Below are 17,452 nucleotides of genomic sequence, written 5' to 3' on the forward strand. Positions count from 1 at the left end.
CTCCTTAGTTAGCTTGTGCTGTCACGATTTCAGCCGTAGTCTCAATAACTTTTACCGGCATGCCGTTTTGCGGGTATTCAGGAAGACTCATCACTACTTTATTCGCATTGAAGTCGCCCTGAATGAGGAAGTCGCCATTTTCCTCACGCACCACTTTCACTTTCTGAGATTTCAATCTGTCTTCACCGTCAAGGGTCCACAGCAAGCGGTTAGTTACCAACTCCTGAGGTACTCGGTACACGTCACTTAACGTTTTACCTTCAAAAGCTATCGTGCTGTAAGAGCCAAATTTAACGATAGGTTTTGACGAGTTAATTGCATAGGGGTCTTCAATGCGTGCCACGAAATAACTCATGCGCGTGGTGTTGTCCACAACGCCGGTATCTCGGTGGATGGTGCCTTTTACCGTAGCGCCCTGAATGTCATCGACTTCGATGGCAATTTCACTTCCTATTGTACTATCTGAAAGAAAAACGCGGTCGAACCCGGCAATAGGGAAAGTGACTTCGGCATACTCTATGTTATTAAGGACTGCGACAGGTGAACCCTGAGTCACATAGTCACCTGTGCTGATGTCTCTTGAGACAATAAGCGCATCGTATGGGGCTTTTACTTTACAGTTATCTAAATCGCGCTTTGCTATTTTAAGTTGAGCTTCTGCAGATTTAAGCGCTGCCTTTGCGCTCATTACTTGTGGTTTGCGCAGGTACAAATCGGTAACCCGTGCATTAGGCATTGTTTTCGCTTCCTTTGCCGCCACATCTGCTTGCGCTTCTTCTTGGATTAACTGAGCTTGTGCACTAGCTAAGTTTGCTTCTGCCAATAGAAGCGCTGCCTCATACGCATCAGCTTCTATTTCAAAAAGGACTTCGCCACGCCTTATTAAGCCACCGCTTACAAATTTAGGGTTCCACCTCTCAACTTCACCCGATACTTGCGCAGCAAGATTTGTGGTTTCAAGAGGCTTGATTTCGCCGTAGGAAGTGAGTTGAACACGCACATCTTCGGGCGATAACGCTTCAATAGTGACGGTTGGGCGAGTATCAACTTCCTCTGTTATAGCGTTGTCAGAAGCAGACGCTTCGATTCCTTTCATTCCTAAATAACCTACCAGTAAGACACCAATAGGTAACGCAACTTTCATCCATTTCATGGCTAGATCTACTTTTATAGCGAATACTAAACATAGTGTAGCGCTAAAGTGTTTCAGTAATACAGCGCAAATGTAACTAAACGTGAGTCAATTTTGTGTAAAGGACACAAACTTTTTTTGATTACTGAACTTTTAAAGACGTTGTGTTAGAAGTAGGTGATGAGATTATAGAAGAAGAGGTGCAGATACGATTGCGCCCATTATCTTTCGCGAAATAGAGCGCCTTATCTGCAAGGCGTATAGCACTTGAAACATCGGTGTCACCGCTGACCTCACTTACGCCAAAGCTACTGGTAACGTGGATCTTTTTACCGTCTATATTTAGCGGATCTTTGCTGAGTACTTCTTTTACACTTTCTAATGCCCTCACCGCATCGGATTCCTTAGTTTCGGCAAAGATAAACATAAATTCTTCACCACCCCATCGCGCGAGTATATCTTGACCACGAAGCCGAGAACTAAATATCTTACTGATTTGTCGAAGCACCTCGTCACCTTTTTCATGGCCGAGGGTATCGTTTATGCTTTTAAATCTATCTACATCGGCGATGGCAACAGAGAACGCTCGTTTACTACGTAGCATTCTTGCGTACTCCCTGTCTAAACACTGCTGGGCACCACGTCGATTCAACAAACTCGTTAAATGGTCGTGCTTCGCTTGTCTCTCAAATTGTTCACTGAGATAAAGTGCAGTGTCGTAACTTTTCTGTCTGCTATATTCGTAAAAAGCAGATAAAAAAGATACGGTTAGAAATGAGTAGAGTAAGCGAGTTTTAAACGCATATGTGTAGTTGGCAATAAAGGCTATATCATTAAACCCAAAGAGTACGATTGCGCAGGTAATCGTAAAGGCGATGAGCGCCAGTAGGCCTCGAATAAACCCAGCAAAAAACATGGTTACAGGCGGAACGAGATAAATCCAAAGTGGGCCAGTGTTATCCTTACCACCAGTGATAATCAATAGTAATGTTAGTATCATCAAGCAGCTGATCAGCAGTGTGATAGACCAGGTGCGAGCAAGGGCTGATGCGAAGCGTACTTGCAATTGCTGAGATACTGCAAAGGCAATACTTGCTATAAAAAGCGTTGTAGAGAGTGAATATTCCGCCTCAATAAAAGCGCGAGCACCAAGCAAAAACGTAATAGACATACCCACGGCTGCAAACAGGTTAACCACGATAATGCGCCTGTTAGTTTCGTCTTTATGGTAGCTTTTTACACCACTAAAAATGTATTGCTTGAATCTACTAATCATAATCAAATCGGCTGGTGAACCGCATTGCTGATGTCCTTAGCTAACGTTTCAATAGTCGCTCTCATTGCAATTATGCTAGATGCAAAACCATCGTTGTTGAGCGGAGCTTTGTACATAAATGGGTGGAAACTGGCTTCTTGAGGTGTTCCCGTTACTACATATTCTCCTGAAAATATAACTTCGCCTTCGTAAGTACTGACTAAGTCGTTTATATATAGAGATATGTGCAACGACTCTTCACTTGCATAATAGTCAGGGCGAACCAGTGCAACATTGTGTGACACTAATGCGCTGCCGAGCGCTTTTATAAGGCCTTCATCTACAGGCTCTGCCCATAAATGGCTGGTAGAAATGTGAAGATTTGTGTCGCTCGTTTGATATACCAAGCCTCTGTGCTTTAGGTATTCTGGTAAGTTTACGTTATCTAAAACCACCGTTTGCTTTGCGTCGCGGTGCGACATTGATGCATTATCAGTGGAATGGAGAAGGTAATAAGTCAGCGCGTTTGGTGTGCTTCCGCATGCAGATAAAAAAGAAAACACTACAGCTAAAGTAATGATTTTAAGCCATTTGTTGTCCTTATTGAAAGAAAAAGTCTTAGCCTGCATTATCATATAATTTAATCCTTTCTTCCCTATTTACGGGTTCGCTGCCTCGAGTATCGGGTAGGTTTTGCAATCTTTCCAAAAATAAAGTTTAGGGTATATGCCCAATTAGTCGAATTAGGGCATATCTTGTCTATCTTCAGACTTATTCATTTTACTATTCATCTCACCATTCATTTTTTGCGCCAAACTAAATGTTTTCTATACAGTTTTGTAAGGCCGTATCTTAAATAGTCACATCAATTTTTTGCCTTGGGCTGAATATCCGACTCGTCATCTTTGGAAAATATCAAACTGTTCGGAGATTGATTTAATTTCAATAGCAACGGCTGAATATTGCGCATGGTTTCTTGCAAGGCATCGACGGTTTCTTTAATTTCAGATTGATTGAAGCCTCCCTCACTGTAATTCTTCAATAGGCTATCTAGGCTCACAAGAACCTGGTTAAGGTTACTGTTGAGGGCTTTGGCATCAATGTCAGCAATAAGTAAGTCGAAGTCGTCACTCGCAGTTTCTACTGATTCAGCTGCAAGGCGCATATCCTCAACAGCTAACTGTACATTTTCTACCATTTCCTTTAACGGTAGCTGATTAATTTTGTCTAAGATAGCGTCAGCTTTTTGCGTTAGCTGGGTAAACTCGTTACTTACGGTAGGAATAACCTCATATCCGTTAATGATAGCAATTTCATTCTTGGCATCTACATCAGGAAAATGCTGTAAATCAACGTAAAGGCCGCCCGTCAATATATTACCCATGCGAAGAGAAGCCCTAAGATCTCGGTGCAGCCAATTTCTAATGGTCTGCTTAATGGCACTCAAGCCTTCTTCAGTATCGGGTTGACGAGCTTTACCCGGGTAGATGTTAATGAGAACAGGAATAGGATAGTCCCGCTCAAGAATGTTTCCCTCTATAGCAGGAAAGGAGTTAATTGCGGTAACATTTCCAATTTCAATTCCACGGTACTCGACAGGAGCGCCGACAGTTAGTCCTCTAACACTTTCGTCGATGAGCAATAAATATTCCGCAGCCACTTTATAACGAGCATCTGAGGCAGATGTACTGTCGCCATAAATAGTGAAAAAGGCGTTGTCTAATACTTGTTCACCCTTTGGTACGCCTTCAGGAATGCCAAAGGTAATGCCATTGGCTAATAAGGTTTCTAAGCTTCCGGTTTCTACACTGACCCCATTTGATTCAAGTAGAAGCTTTACGCCACTGACGTCCCAAAAGCGGGTCGTGTTAGTAATTAGCTTGTGATAGGGCGCTTCAATGAAGGCATCGTAATACACTACACGTTCTTCAATGTTGAACGTGGCATCTTCAAACTCACCAACTTTAAAGCCCTTGTAAATGATGGGGTCGCCAGGTTTGTAGGCAAATTCGTCGTCGCTTTTTAGCATGACGTGGAGGCCAGGGGTACCAGGTGGCGTTACTGGTGGGCGCTCAAGCGCAGTGAAATGTAGCTGTTCTTTTCCTTTGTCGTCGGCCGACATGGCTATATAGCTGCCAGATAATAGGGTATTGAGTCCAGATACTTCTGAAAAGCTAATACGAGGGGCTACCACCCAAAACTTTGCGTTCTCGTTAAGCAAATGAGCTGCACTAGCGTCTATTCTTGCCGTAACCAGTACACCGTTTAGATCTGGCTTTAGGGTTATTTTTTTGACCTGACCAATATCCAAGTCGCGCACTTTTATCGGGGTTTTGTTTACTTCAATACCTGTAGCTGACTGAATCTCTATCGTTATAAGTGGGCCTTGGTTTTTCCATTGGTAATAGACCATCCATCCGCCAATAATGATAACGAGGATCGGAATAATCCAAATGCGAGAAATGGATGAGGTGGGTTTTACCTTTGCCTCGTTAATGTTCGGATCGTTTGTGGTCATGGTAATTGCTTCCACTGCTGCCAAATAAGCCTAGAGTCAAACGTCATCGCGGCTATCATTGTTACAAATACTACGGCACAAAAGGCAAGTGCCGCTTGGCCCGGGTAAATAGACATGGTGTTGCCCATTTGAATAAGAGACACCAACACTGCTACAACAAAAACGTCTATCATAGACCAGCGTCCTATTGCTTCGGTGACGCGGTAATAACGTATACGTAATTGTTTTGATGTGGTTTTCTCTCGTTGTACGGAAAAATTAAGCCAAGCAAGAATTAAAATTTTCGCGACCGGAACAACCACACTGGCAACCAAGATGATTATCGCAACCGGATACGAGCCAGATTCCCAAAGTGATATCACACCGCCAATAATGGTATTGGGTGTTTCTTGGCCAAAGAATTCAGTATACATAATTGGCAGTACATTAGCAGGAATATATAAAATACAAGCGGTTAACAATAATGCCCACGTGTGCTGAATACTAATTTGCGCTTGTTTTTCGCATAGCGGTTTGGGTTGAGGGGGCTGACCTTGTGACATCCATAAGGCATAACTTGTCGTGTCGAATTGATAAATACAAAGGGCTGTAAATGCTGAAAAGCCGACAAACGCATAAAACGACAGCCCTATAGATACGTCGGCTAACTCTGTAATCTTGATAAGACTTACCAAGGTGCCCACCAGAAATATTTCAGCCATGCTCCAAGGCAAAAGCGCTTTAACCAACTTATACAGCCTAGCTAAGTAAAAAGGGCGACGGTTTTGAATTTGCGCTAATGAAAGCAATAACAGTCCAGCGAGGACCATTCCGGGTAGCAAAAGCGTGGCTAAACTAGTTATTATCGCAAGAGATAAGTAATCATTTTCAATGAGCACGGTAATGCCCGTTGGCAGGTCGATACTGTGCTTTTGCCCGCTCGCTTTAAATGTCAGGAAGTTAAAGGGTAACGAGAGCAATAAAAAAATAAGCGCGCTGAAAGCATAAGCGAGTAATTTTTCGCTGGCACCGACGCGATACGAAACTAACGTGTGGCTGCAAACAGGACAAACTGCTCTTTGTCTGTGCGCTAGCGCCGGTATGTGAACCTTAGTATGGCATTGCTCACAAACTATAGATAACGTATTAGATTCAGCCATAAAGTTTTATTGCGCCACTTTTTACACACTGGATGTATGATAGAGAGCAGCCAAATGAAATAACTCGTTGTTTTTTGAATCCAACAGAATAGCGTATTGCGGCCACATCGGGAAGTAAAGTCATTCGTGCTTAGAAACATAACAACAATAATTGACGAGTAAATGATGGAAATAACAAACGAAATTCGCGGTACTTACAGAAAAGTTAAAAAACAAGGGAATCGTTTATTGCTAAAAAGGCGTATCGGCTTTTTGCGCTTTTGGGGGAGTATCACTTTTGCTCAGCGGTGCTACTTTCTGGCAACTGCAATGCTTTTATTACAGCTTTTTTTTGATGTTAAAAGTGGCTTATTTGAAACGGTCATGTTTGGCTTTGCCCTCAGTGGTATTGTTAGTGAAACTTGGCCTAGGTTTATGGCGCTTTGGAATAGTTTACCGGGTAAAGCGGTAATTTTGTTTGTCTATGCCGTTATCGCGAATTTTGCCCTCGCTTCTGCAAGCGGGTTAGTAAATAGCATAACCGGTGTTTCGGCTGGTGCGTTGCCCTACAGCCACAATTTCGCGCTCATACTTATGGTGCCAAGCTGGTTCTTCGTCACCACGCTAATGGCACTCGTTGGCGGAATGCTAGTTATCTTTATTTATCTATTTTTTCTACTGCTACTCAAGCCTTTTGGTGTGCAGCGACTGTGGCATAAGCCTGGTTATCGTTATGTACTTTCTACCGCTGTAGCGCGGTTTGTTTGGACATTAGGTGTAGCGCTCCAGCTTAGTGTGTTAGCGGGGCAGGTGGGGTTACTTTCCGAGTTTAGTGGTGAAAACACGAGTCAGCTGATCACAATCGAAAACGAGACTGAAACGTCGATTGAAAACAGTGAGGTACCACTTACTGAGGAACAAGCGGAAGATACTTCCGAGCTGGAAGAGGATTTAACTGCGCTTCTCACCGATGCTAAGCAAAAAAGTATTCGCTATAAAAAGGTACAACGTCAAGCACTAGCTAGTTTTATCTATGAATTTGAGGCAGATTCACGTTCCCGCTGTGCCCATCCTGAAGGAACGCGGGTGATTGAACTCAACGACTATGAGATTTTGCAAATAGCTCAGTCAGAAGAAGATGAATTAGGTTATACATATTTCGTTAAACCCTGTCGTTCAGCTGCGATTGGGCTTGATTAAAAAGGCCCGCTTTTTTCATAGTTTGCAGGGCCATCGCAGATTTAGATCAAATATACGAATGACTATACCTTGAAGACGCTTTTAGAATATCTGCCATGCGTATAAAGCTACTTGGCATCTCGTACACACCTAACGCTAAACATATAGTCTTTGTTTAGCTTCGCTCTTCTAATTTCGCCTTTGTGAGAGTTCCACCATGAATAGGCGAGAGTGCGGGCGTAAGCCTCTTTATCAGTGGCGCTTGTACTGGTCCAAAATTCAGTATACATCCCTTGAGTTATATACCAGTTACCTACTTTTACACCTGCTGCGGTAGCACCAAAGTGCTTTTGGTTAACGCGAGTTTGGTCGAATTTTTTGAACAAGGTGCCTGGCTGTTCAGCTTTAAGGGTAATAGCAATATCGTTTTCGCCTCGCCAGCCTTCTTTGGAAAGTTCACTATCAGCTATACCAATAGCGCGTTCCATATCCTGCCAATCTTCATCGGTCGCTATGCGCCACCCAGCAGGGCATAGTTTTCGCTCGTCACTTACGTCTTGCCAGTGATAAAGCCTGCCGTATTTAAGTAGGTTTTTCTCGTCGTCTTTTGGAATAAACCCCGAATTAACAGGGCTACCATCTTGAAACTGCGTAGCGCGCAAGTTTTCAGCAAACCATTCAAGCTTACCGAGCTTAACAGTTTTATAACGGTTACCTTCTACGTCTGTAAAAGCGCCAACGATGTTGCCTGTGGCGATAACTTTGTGTGTGGAAACCGTGTTCGCGTACGTTGATGACATTGCTAATATTCCTAATAAAAAAGGCGCTTTTCATTTCATTACACTCTCAATACGTCCAAACCAGTTAATCAGAATTGCCAAGAAAAGCCCGTTTTTTCTTCTGACAGCGCCCATAGTTTCGTCAATACCTGTTTATCTACTGCAAAGTCTTCTAGCTTGCATTCTCCAACTGGACCGCCAAAATTCATTAGTCCTGTTGGTCCGTAGTAGGCACGTTGTTTGAGGTTTTCTGCCGTTGCACACATCACTTCAGGGTAAGCGCCTTTTTCTGCAGACTGGGCTAGCCCAATTTTCACCATAAAAGACCAAGAGATACGGGTTAAGAAGCTAGCACTTTCTCGTATAAGGGTAGTATTCGACGCACCGGGGTGACAAACAAACACATTCACATGTTTATTATGTGCTTTTACTTTGTCTTGCAGTTCGTATGCAAACATCATTTGCGCCAACTTACTTTGACTATATACTTTATTTGGGTGATAGTTTTTGTCCCAATCCATATCGTCGAACTGTATCGTCCTTAAGCCCATTTTGTGGCCTTCACTGGCAACAACTACAATGCGTCCTTTCGATTCATTAATGCGATCAAACAACAGTCCACAAAGCAAAAAGTGCCCGTAATGGTTAACGCCTAACTGGCTTTCAAAACCATCCTCAGTAAATTGTTGCGTCGAAATTTGCGCAATAGCAGCATTACAAATCAGCGCATCAATCACCGGAACGTGAGCTAATATTTCTTTAGATGATTGTCGCACAGAAGCAAGGCTGCCAAGATCTAAACGGATATAGCTGACATTGGCATCGTCGCCAAACTCTTGTTTTAGCTTAGCGATAGCGTCATGGGATTTGCTCGGGCTTCGGTTAAGCATGACTACTTTCGCACCTTTTGAAAGCAAAATGCGAGACGCTTCAAAGCCTGCCCCTGTATTCGCCCCAGTTATTAAAAACGTTTTTCCTTCAGCGTTTTCTATTTGTGCTGGTGTCCAGCCGTCTTTTCCAAACTGATTAGTGTTGGCCATGTTCGCTTACCTTTTAATTACTAAAAAATTATATTTGTAATATAGTAACTATGAAGTTGTGAAAGTAGGCGAAATGCTCTTTAAAACTTGCCTATTTGTATCACTTTGTTGTTGAAGAGGAGGTTGGGTGCTAATTTAAGTAAACTTGAAAAGCTGACTTTGACTAGGCTTATTGTGCTGTGCAGTATTGAAAAGTCGACAGTTTTTAAAAGCCAACATTGACTGGACGATGTTAATTTAGAAATGAGTAAATCATTAATTAAGCAACTTATTGAAGACAAAGTGACGCAAAGCGGGCTATACGACACCGGAATAGAAGGTGTTCAGCTTTTTAAAATAACAGCACCTATCGATTGCGCCCCCGTGGTATATGAACCGTCTCTTACCGCTATTGTTTATGGCGGGAAAGAGGCCATCTTAAACGGTGAAAAACACACGTTCAGTACAAGTAAATACACCTGTTGCACTATGTCTATGCCGGTTGAAGCGGGAATTCCCGACGCTTCAGAGACTAATCCGTTACTTGGCGTTTATATCTCTTTGAACAGCAGGATGATGACTGACTTAGCGATTGAGTTTGAAAGTGTGGCAGGAAGTCTAAAGCCCTCGTCAGCAGAAAGTGCAGTTTCTGGTATTGCCTCAGCGCATTGGAGCGCTGACTTTGATGATGCCTTGTATCGCTTACTTTTGCTAACTGACAGACCAACAGATATTGCCATGTTGGCAAGTAATCGATTACGCGAAGTGTATTACGCTGTTCTAAAAGGCGAGGCGGGTGGGGCCGTGCGCCGAAGCTTTTATGTGGGTAACGGTATTGTGCGAGCTATCGAGTACTTGGCTTCTCACGTCAATGAAAGTATTACCATTGACGATATGGCAAACAAAGTAGGCATGAGTCGGGCCGTATTTCATCGTAAATTTAAGCAAGCCACTAATATGTCGCCTATTCAGTTCGTTAAAGCGATGCGGTTGAACCACGCAGCAAAACGCATAGCAGAAGGTACAAATGTAAGTGTTGCTGCTATGGATGTTGGGTATATCAGCTCATCCCAATTTAGCCGAGATTTTAAGCGAATGTATGGCTTATCGCCAAAGCAGTGGGAAAAAGAAAACAAAGCTAAAGTAACGACTATGTTGCAGTAGGTGACAATTTAGTCTCTAGAGAAGGAAGATAGTACGTTTGTCAACTGTAAATGTACATTGCAGTACTGAGATCATAGCCTTTAAAAATATATTTTTATCCAATGATAGAACAGCTTATATAAATACTTTCTATAATTTCTTTCGCTCAATATTAGGATGTACCTCAATCTAAGAATAACGAATCAATATTTACACTTTATAAACTTGCATTGTCTATGGCAAACGGGCTTATCACCGTTGCCTTAAAGCTTAGCCATAGAAGTAAAAATACCTAACCACGACATCTAACTATCGCTACTACCTCCGCTATCTCGTCAAAATTAAAAGTGCACCTGGGCTTTCTTTTTCTTTAGTCCAAACTGGATATTTCATTTTCTAGTGGTTGATTTTTAATCACTTGGTGAGGTAGTCTGCATATTATGTCGATGAACGACATGTATAGGACCTCTTTTCAAAAGTGAAAACATGGATTTGTTAGTTATGAAAATAAAACCTGCTTTGCCATTCCTACTACTTTTTTTGCCGCTTATTTGTGCCGCAGATAACCTGGCTCCTGAAGTACTTTCTGTAACCATTTTAGATAATGAAGACTCTGAAGAGTGTGCTATAAGTGGCCCCACCTCTGCATTTATTGAGTACGACCTTAAAGGTGAGCGTTATGCAAATCTTTTGATTCAGGTTATGTACGAAAACGATGTTATTTATGACACAAGCTACAGCCTCTATAGTGAAGATAATTCGTTCATAGTCGAACTCCCATATATCGACTGTGCAACTGATTTAATCACATCCTTCGATTAAAAACTAAAAAGGGAAGATTTTATGAAAGTTTTACAGTCATTTTTGGCCATATTGTTGACTATATTTTCTACTTTTACCTTTGCAGAAAAAGTTGGTCTTACGCCCGGTAATTTTCGAGTAGATGAAAGTGGCGCCGCAACTTTCTCTATACCAATAGCGGCGCCCGCAGGTCGAGCCGGTGTTAAGCCACAGATAGAGTTATCTTATTCGTCTTCTAACTTAATCGAAGGCCCCTTAGGAGTTGGCTGGAATATTAGCGGTTTGTCTGCAATATCGCGCTGTCCTAAAAACCTTTCTCAAGACGGTAGAATAGAAGGTGTTAATATAAATAAAAACGATCGGTTCTGCCTTGATGGTCAGAAGATGAAAGTTAAAAGTGGTACTTACGGGGCGCCAAACACTAACTACTACCTGGAAAACGATGATTTTAGTCACGCCAAAGCTCTAGGGGGCGATACAGAGAATGGGCCGCGTTGGTTTGTAGTTTGGAAAAAATCTGGTGAGCTATTCTATTATGGCGATACGCGAAACGATTCGACCGTAGGCAGTATTACCCCTGGGACTGATGCTTTTATTACCGCAGCAGGTGCCACTAGCGCTAGAGCAAATACATGGATGCTAAAAGCTATTAGAGACCGCAAGGGTAACTACATTCGCTTTTCTTATCTAAAAGATTATGGCTCTGTATATATAAGTAAGGTGGAATATACAGGCCATATAGGACAAAGGTTATCACCTTTTGCTTCAATCAATTTCAACTATACAAATAAAAACTTCTACACATCGGGCTTTAACTTCAAAGGCTATTCAATGCGTCGCAAGGTATTAAGTAGCGTGGTATCTAAAGTTGATGACGTTGAATATCGTGCATACAAACTGGCCTATAGTGAAAGTAAGCGAAGAATGCTTACATCTGTTCAAGAATGTCCAAGATTATCTTCTTCTGTTTCTGACTGTTTAAAGCCAACTTCCTTTACTTGGACTCATCCAAATAGTTCGACAGCGGTAGATTATACTAACTCATATTCTTACATCACTGGAGATGAAAACAATCGCTATGAAGCTCAAGTTTTCGACATAACTGGTGATGGGAAGTCTGACCTTATGTATGTAAAAAGCGGTTACTGGCGCTTAAAGTCAGCTACATCTGCTTCCACTACCACGTTAACCAATATAGGTGATAGTAGCTCACAACGACAATATGCACTGAACATTGATTATAATGGCGATGGCGTGCGCGACCTATTAGTAGCTGATGGTGAAAATAAGAACTGGTACATAGTGTACTATGAAAATAATAGGTCGGCACCATCACGATGTGAAGGAACAAACAAATGCCCTGGGCATAGCGTTACCCGCAGTTTGAAAAAAGGATATATCAAAAGCTCTTCTGGGGCTTACTTGCGAGCTTGGGGGTTCGAAGGGGGCGCGGCCGTCATGGATGTGAATGGTGATGGGTATGAGGATATTGTTTACCGGAAAGGAAAGGAAGTTCGAGCTTATCTCAACACCGGTAACAAATCGTTTACTGATAATCATCTTTTCACTTTTAGTTCAGAGTTGAGCGGCGATGCACTTTTTGGACATGCTCAGATGTATCGCGCTACAATAAAATCTGCAAGTGCCATAGACATCAACGGCGACGGTTTATCAGACGTCATTTTACAGGTGACTTCAACTGACGGTTACTGTACAAATTCGCGAGGCGACCGCTTATTTGCTCAAACTCGCCGAGAATGTGAAGGAGATTTGAGGGGCACCTGGCATGAGAATTCGACGTCAAATAGACAGGTATTTATCTCCAAAATTAACGGTGCGAATGATCCCTATTTCAGCAAAGTACAAACGCTCAGCGCATCTTACAAAGATATACGTTACGCAGACTTAAACGGTGATGGTTTAACGGATATTATTTATTCCTATGCCGGCAAATGGCGTTATCGTTTATCAAATGGAAAAACTTTCGGCACCGAACAAGTACTGCCACAGCACTACGATAGTGACAGTGCAAACTACTCTCACTTTGTTGATGTAAATTATGATGGCAAAGCTGATATGCTTTACGCGACAAACGACTCTTCATGGAGTATTTACTTAAGTAGCTTAACTACATCATCTAGCAAAATAAATTTTTCTTATGTGAGATCAAGGAGTTTTGGCAGGAAAAACTCAGTACGTTTTGGGGACGGAAATGGAGATGGAAATCTTGATTTATACATTGGCTCATCGAGTGACTGGCGGCGTTACTCTATACGTGCGAATCAAAACGAATATACAGTGAATAAGATCACCAATGGATTTGGTGTTGAGACAACTATCAAATATTCGCCGATGACAAATACGGCGCTATATTTCCGCCAAAACTCTTCCTATAACACGCACAGCAATGTCTTTTCACCCTTAAACGGTCAAAAACTGGTATCTGAAGTGCGTACCGATGTTACAAATAGCAACGATCTCGTGGTGAAGTACCAGTATGGTGGTCTTTTACTTCATAGAAAAGGTCGTGGAAGTTTAGGCTTTGAAGTACTTAGAACCACTGACCAACAGAGCGGAGTCGTCACAGAAACATATAATCACCAATATCATGGCAATACTAATTTTGTCATGACAGGAATTCCCCGGATCACCGCACAGTTTATTGGTAATAATGTGCTGTCTTGGGCTAAAAATAATCTGAAAGCAATGAAGACTGCGCAGGGAGGTTATCATGCATATGTTTATGATTCTTTTGAAAAAAAATATGTGTATGACGGCTTTGATACACAATTTGTCAGTCAGACAAATACTAGAACCGTAAAGGACACGTGGGGTAACGTAGATAATATTAGCGTCACAATCTACGACAAAGATAGTAACGATTTCAGCGGAACATATGGTAACAGCCAGAAAACTTATACTGTAAACACGTATAAGGATAGGCGCTGGGGTAGGTTAGAAACTACAAAAGTAGAAAAAACGCTCAATGGTGGAGGGAAAATTACGCGTAACAGTAAATTTACGTATAATAGTAGCAATTATCTTCATCAGGCAATCGTCTCACCAAGTAACGACAAATACAAAACAACCACCACTTACTCATACGACACCTACGGTAATAAAACCCAGGTTTCAGTTACGGGGTATTCAACGGATACAGGAAGTTCGGAGACTCGCACTTCAAAAACTGAATATCAAGGTAATGGGCGTTTTATTCATCGTAAACATGACGCTATGGGTAACTACGTTACCTACCAATATAACGGTGTGTATGGAAACTCTGCAACAGGCCTAATTAAAAACTCAACGGTATACTCAGTTAATTCAAGGCCAACTAAGACATTTTACGATGACTTTGGAAGAGCTTACAAAATTGACCATCCTGATAGCCGCATTACCTTAATATCTCGTAACTGGTGTTTAAATTGTGTCTCTGGGTCATATTATTACGAGTCAAAAACAGAATCTGGCAAACCTGCTGTTAAGGCATATTACGATAAGTGGGGCCGTGAAGTTGCTAAGTTTGTACGAAGCGCAGAAGAAGACTGGGACAAAGTTTACACCTATTACGATGACCTAGGACAAGTAGATTATGTTACGGAACCATCGTCAAGTAGTTATCGCACAACTTACTCGTATAATAAGTTGGGGCAGGTTGAGCAGGTAACCAAGCCCAACGGAGAAACAGTAAGCTACTTCGTCAATGGGTTGGAGCAAACTACGGTCGATGAACGTGGAAATTCCTATTTCAAATACACTAATGGGTTTGGACAGATAACTAAAACCATTGATCCACTAGGCGGAGAGGTGCATTTTGTCTACGACGCGTATGGCAGCCTGAAAGAAACTATCACTAAAGCCGACGGGAAGAGTAGTAAAGTTCAAAGCTGGTACGATTCATATGGCCGCAAAACAAAGACGACCGACCCTGATAAAGGTACTTGGACCTATACATATAATGCTTTCGGGGAGCTATATAAACAGAAAACTGCTCGCGGACACACCTTCACTCTCAATTACGATAAACTAGGTAGGAAAGTTCGTAGTTACGAAGCGAACGAAGGGACACTTTGTTGGTATTATGCAACAAACAATACAGATAACAGAAATGCTTATAAAGCAGGCAAACTATTTGCGACCGCAAAATATGATGGTAAAAACCAGTCTTGCGGTACATCTCCAACCTCTTCGGCAACAATTCGTAAGTACTACAAATATGACAGTGCAGAGCGCCTTACTGAAACACGCAGTTATGTAGGCGGAAAGACTTATTATCAAAATACTACTTTTGATGGTTATAGCCGTCCTTCTTTAAAAACCTTCCCAGCAGACAGTCAAGGTAATCGACTGCAAGTAAAAATGCATTACACGAGATCGTCTGGGGCTCTTTACAAGATTACAAATAATGCTAATGGAGCTTTGCTCAAAGAGGTTAAAGAATTCAACAGACGCCGCCAAGCCGTCGAAATCCTATATGGCAACAATATTCGCTCATACTTTGGATATCGAGGAGATACCGGTTGGCATACAAGTACGCGTGTTATGCGCGCATCATCGGAAATTTTTTATTCAGGAGTTACACACGATGAAATGGGTAACATTAAAACTCGAACTACTGATTACGGTGCCAATCCAGGTGTAGGCACAAATTTTACAGAAAATTACAGTTATGATGACTTGAACCGTCTTGACTACCGTTCAGTGAGTGTAATTGATAGGGGCACTAGCATGCCTTCAAGTTTTGACGATAGTATTGATTATCAATATGACGGTTTCGGTAATCTAAAAAAGAAAAATGGTGTTGGTAGCTATAGATACAGTGATGCAAAACGTGTTCATCGCCTCACTTCAGCAGCTGGTTTTGGTTCGTTTGCATACGACAATAACGGCAACATCCGCAGTGACGGAATTGGACGCACGTTCAATTACGGCTCGTACGATAAGCCTACTAGAATCACCAAAGGTAGTTTATACGCAGATATGAAGTACGGTGTAGACCGTGAACTTTATTTCAAAAAAGAGAAACGTGTAGAAGCCGGAAAAACAAACTTATATCAAACTATCTACTTAGGTAGTTATGAAGAAGTGAGAAGGACTGGTGGAAGTGGCTCTTCAACTGAACACAAGTACTACGTAGGTGGAGATATTGTAATTTCACATCGAAGTAACGGCACAAAGGAGTACTCCTATTTACATAAAGATCATCAGGGATCTATTACTACAGTAACAAACAAAAATGGTACGGTGATACAGCAGGCATTATTCGACCCATTTGGAAAGCGTACACAAATTCATCAGGCGTCTGTCTTCGCTAATGCTAGTTACATGCAGCCAACCGACCGAGGTTACACTGGTCATAATATGATGGATGGACTAGGTATTATCCATATGAACGGTCGGATCTACGATCCAACCTTGGGTAGATTTTTGCAGGCTGATCCGCATATTCAGGCTCCGATGAATAGCCAGAATTACAATCGTTATAGCTATGTGCTGAATAACCCGTTGAGTTATACCGATCCGAGTGGCTATTTCTTTAAGAAACTCTTTAAAGGGATTAAGAAATATTGGCGACAAATTGCATCTATAGGAATGATGTTTATACCTGGAATGCAAGCATTTGCTATGAAGTCATGGATAAATGCTGCGATGGTCGGTTTTGCTTCTGGAGGTATAGCTACAGGAAGTTTACGAGGCGCATTAGTCGGAGCGTTCTCAGGTGCGGCGCTACAACAAATCGGAGCTAGTGCAACATGGGGGAAAGCTGGGAGTCCCGAAAATATTATTGCAAATGCAGCAGTTGGTGGAGTTGCAGCAGACTTAAATGGTGGTAAATTTGGTCATGGCTTCTTTGCCGCAGGCTTTACTGCATCTCTAAAACCACAAATCAATCAGATAGGAGATGGCGCTGCAAGCTATGCACCTGGTCGAATCACTGCTGCTGCGGTTGTTGGTGGTACAGCATCTGTAATATCTGGTGGGAAATTTGCAAACGGAGCAGTTACAGGGGCCTTTATTCAAATGTTTAATGCTGAAACTCGTTTAGCTAAAGAGAATAAAATGGAAGCTGAATATGGTGTTGCAGTAAATAAAGCAATAAAGAAATTAGGTAAGTTAGTTGGTAATATTGGGGTTGATGAAGATGGTGGTTTTCATGGTGCAGCAGGAGGGAAGTTACTCGAAGGTGTCACCGTTGTTGTTGATGATTCACAAAAAGTAACAGTCTTAGGTGGACCAGTTGGCTTTTCCGAAACTTTTCAAGGGGTTTTAACGGATAGTATAATCGCTTTGTCACCTGGGGTTTTAACATTTGGGTATGCCCCCGCATCTCATATGACTACCTGGAGTGCAACCGTTCAGTTTCCAGGAGCGATAGGACCTTACGTTAAGCTTTCAGGACAGTTTAACTTACAGCAGGCTATGGATTGGCACCCTTACGTAAGGCGAACAATAAGAACGGATAACTATATTTGTAATTCTGCTTACAAGCAGGTTTGTGGTGGATAGT

The 17,452-nt window shown here is 42.0% G+C and carries 11 protein-coding genes; 4 read left to right on the forward strand and 7 right to left on the reverse strand.

Annotated elements, in window-relative coordinates:
* Positions 1-4: 4 nt before the first annotated feature.
* From ACXAFM_RS15595 to ACXAFM_RS15615, 5 genes are all read right to left on the reverse strand, one after another.
* Positions 5-1,153, reverse strand: a complete 1,149-nt coding sequence (locus ACXAFM_RS15595; RefSeq protein WP_474830688.1) for an efflux RND transporter periplasmic adaptor subunit — start codon at positions 1,151-1,153, stop codon at positions 5-7.
* Positions 1,154-1,274: 121 nt separating this feature from the next.
* Positions 1,275-2,408 (reverse strand): GGDEF domain-containing protein, encoded by a 1,134-nt coding sequence (locus tag ACXAFM_RS15600; RefSeq protein WP_474830690.1) that lies wholly within the window; start codon positions 2,406-2,408, stop codon positions 1,275-1,277.
* 2 nt (positions 2,409-2,410) lie between these two features.
* The gene (locus tag ACXAFM_RS15605) at positions 2,411-3,016 is read right to left on the reverse strand and encodes a PqiC family protein (RefSeq protein ID WP_474830692.1); all 606 of its coding nucleotides are present in this window, start codon (positions 3,014-3,016) and stop codon (positions 2,411-2,413) included.
* A gap of 236 nt (positions 3,017-3,252) precedes the next feature.
* Positions 3,253-4,905, reverse strand: a complete 1,653-nt coding sequence (gene pqiB, locus ACXAFM_RS15610) for an intermembrane transport protein PqiB (protein WP_474830694.1) — start codon at positions 4,903-4,905, stop codon at positions 3,253-3,255.
* The gene (locus ACXAFM_RS15615; protein WP_474835154.1) at positions 4,902-6,044 is read right to left on the reverse strand and encodes a paraquat-inducible protein A; all 1,143 of its coding nucleotides are present in this window, start codon (positions 6,042-6,044) and stop codon (positions 4,902-4,904) included. Before ACXAFM_RS15615 ends, pqiB begins: the two co-directional genes overlap by 4 nt.
* A 165-nt stretch (positions 6,045-6,209) precedes the next feature.
* Here ACXAFM_RS15615 and ACXAFM_RS15620 point away from each other — a divergent pair, with 165 nt between their 5' ends.
* Positions 6,210-7,223, forward strand: coding sequence for a hypothetical protein (locus tag ACXAFM_RS15620; RefSeq protein WP_474835156.1), 1,014 nt, complete (start codon positions 6,210-6,212; stop codon positions 7,221-7,223).
* 107 nt (positions 7,224-7,330) lie between these two features.
* Here the strand turns inward: ACXAFM_RS15620 and ACXAFM_RS15625 are convergent, their stop codons facing one another.
* Both ACXAFM_RS15625 and ACXAFM_RS15630 read right to left on the reverse strand, forming a co-directional pair.
* On the reverse strand, positions 7,331-8,002 hold the full coding sequence (locus ACXAFM_RS15625) for a fibrobacter succinogenes major paralogous domain-containing protein (protein ID WP_474835158.1): 672 nt from the start codon (positions 8,000-8,002) through the stop codon (positions 7,331-7,333).
* Between the two features lie 68 nt (positions 8,003-8,070).
* The gene (locus tag ACXAFM_RS15630) at positions 8,071-9,021 is read right to left on the reverse strand and encodes an SDR family oxidoreductase (protein ID WP_474835160.1); all 951 of its coding nucleotides are present in this window, start codon (positions 9,019-9,021) and stop codon (positions 8,071-8,073) included.
* A 243-nt stretch (positions 9,022-9,264) separates the two neighbouring features.
* On the opposite strand from ACXAFM_RS15630, the gene ACXAFM_RS15635 reads away from it, so the two are divergent.
* From ACXAFM_RS15635 to ACXAFM_RS15645, 3 genes are all read left to right on the forward strand, one after another.
* Positions 9,265-10,164, forward strand: a complete 900-nt coding sequence (locus ACXAFM_RS15635; RefSeq protein ID WP_474835162.1) for an AraC family transcriptional regulator — start codon at positions 9,265-9,267, stop codon at positions 10,162-10,164.
* A 465-nt stretch (positions 10,165-10,629) separates the two neighbouring features.
* Positions 10,630-10,965, forward strand: coding sequence for a hypothetical protein (locus ACXAFM_RS15640; RefSeq protein ID WP_474830706.1), 336 nt, complete (start codon positions 10,630-10,632; stop codon positions 10,963-10,965).
* Positions 10,966-10,986: 21 nt separating this feature from the next.
* Complete coding sequence (locus ACXAFM_RS15645; protein ID WP_474830708.1) at positions 10,987-17,451, forward strand: FG-GAP-like repeat-containing protein; 6,465 nt, start codon at positions 10,987-10,989, stop codon at positions 17,449-17,451.
* Position 17,452 lies beyond the last annotated feature (1 nt).

The organism is Alteromonas sp. ABD4_190, from assembly GCF_056160105.1.

Bases quoted from the DNA above. Each gene is read 5' to 3' on its own strand.
- ACXAFM_RS15595 (WP_474830688.1), bottom strand. From the start codon at position 1,153: ATGAAATGGATGAAAGTTGCGTTACCTATTGGTGTCTTACTGGTAGGT.
- ACXAFM_RS15600 (WP_474830690.1), bottom strand. From the start codon at position 2,408: ATGATTAGTAGATTCAAGCAATACATTTTTAGTGGTGTAAAAAGCTAC.
- ACXAFM_RS15605 (WP_474830692.1), bottom strand. From the start codon at position 3,016: ATGCAGGCTAAGACTTTTTCTTTCAATAAGGACAACAAATGGCTTAAA.
- pqiB (WP_474830694.1), bottom strand. From the start codon at position 4,905: ATGACCACAAACGATCCGAACATTAACGAGGCAAAGGTAAAACCCACC.
- ACXAFM_RS15615 (WP_474835154.1), bottom strand. From the start codon at position 6,044: ATGGCTGAATCTAATACGTTATCTATAGTTTGTGAGCAATGCCATACT.
- ACXAFM_RS15620 (WP_474835156.1), top strand. From the start codon at position 6,210: ATGGAAATAACAAACGAAATTCGCGGTACTTACAGAAAAGTTAAAAAA.
- ACXAFM_RS15625 (WP_474835158.1), bottom strand. From the start codon at position 8,002: ATGTCATCAACGTACGCGAACACGGTTTCCACACACAAAGTTATCGCC.
- ACXAFM_RS15630 (WP_474835160.1), bottom strand. From the start codon at position 9,021: ATGGCCAACACTAATCAGTTTGGAAAAGACGGCTGGACACCAGCACAA.
- ACXAFM_RS15635 (WP_474835162.1), top strand. From the start codon at position 9,265: ATGAGTAAATCATTAATTAAGCAACTTATTGAAGACAAAGTGACGCAA.
- ACXAFM_RS15640 (WP_474830706.1), top strand. From the start codon at position 10,630: ATGGATTTGTTAGTTATGAAAATAAAACCTGCTTTGCCATTCCTACTA.
- ACXAFM_RS15645 (WP_474830708.1), top strand. From the start codon at position 10,987: ATGAAAGTTTTACAGTCATTTTTGGCCATATTGTTGACTATATTTTCT.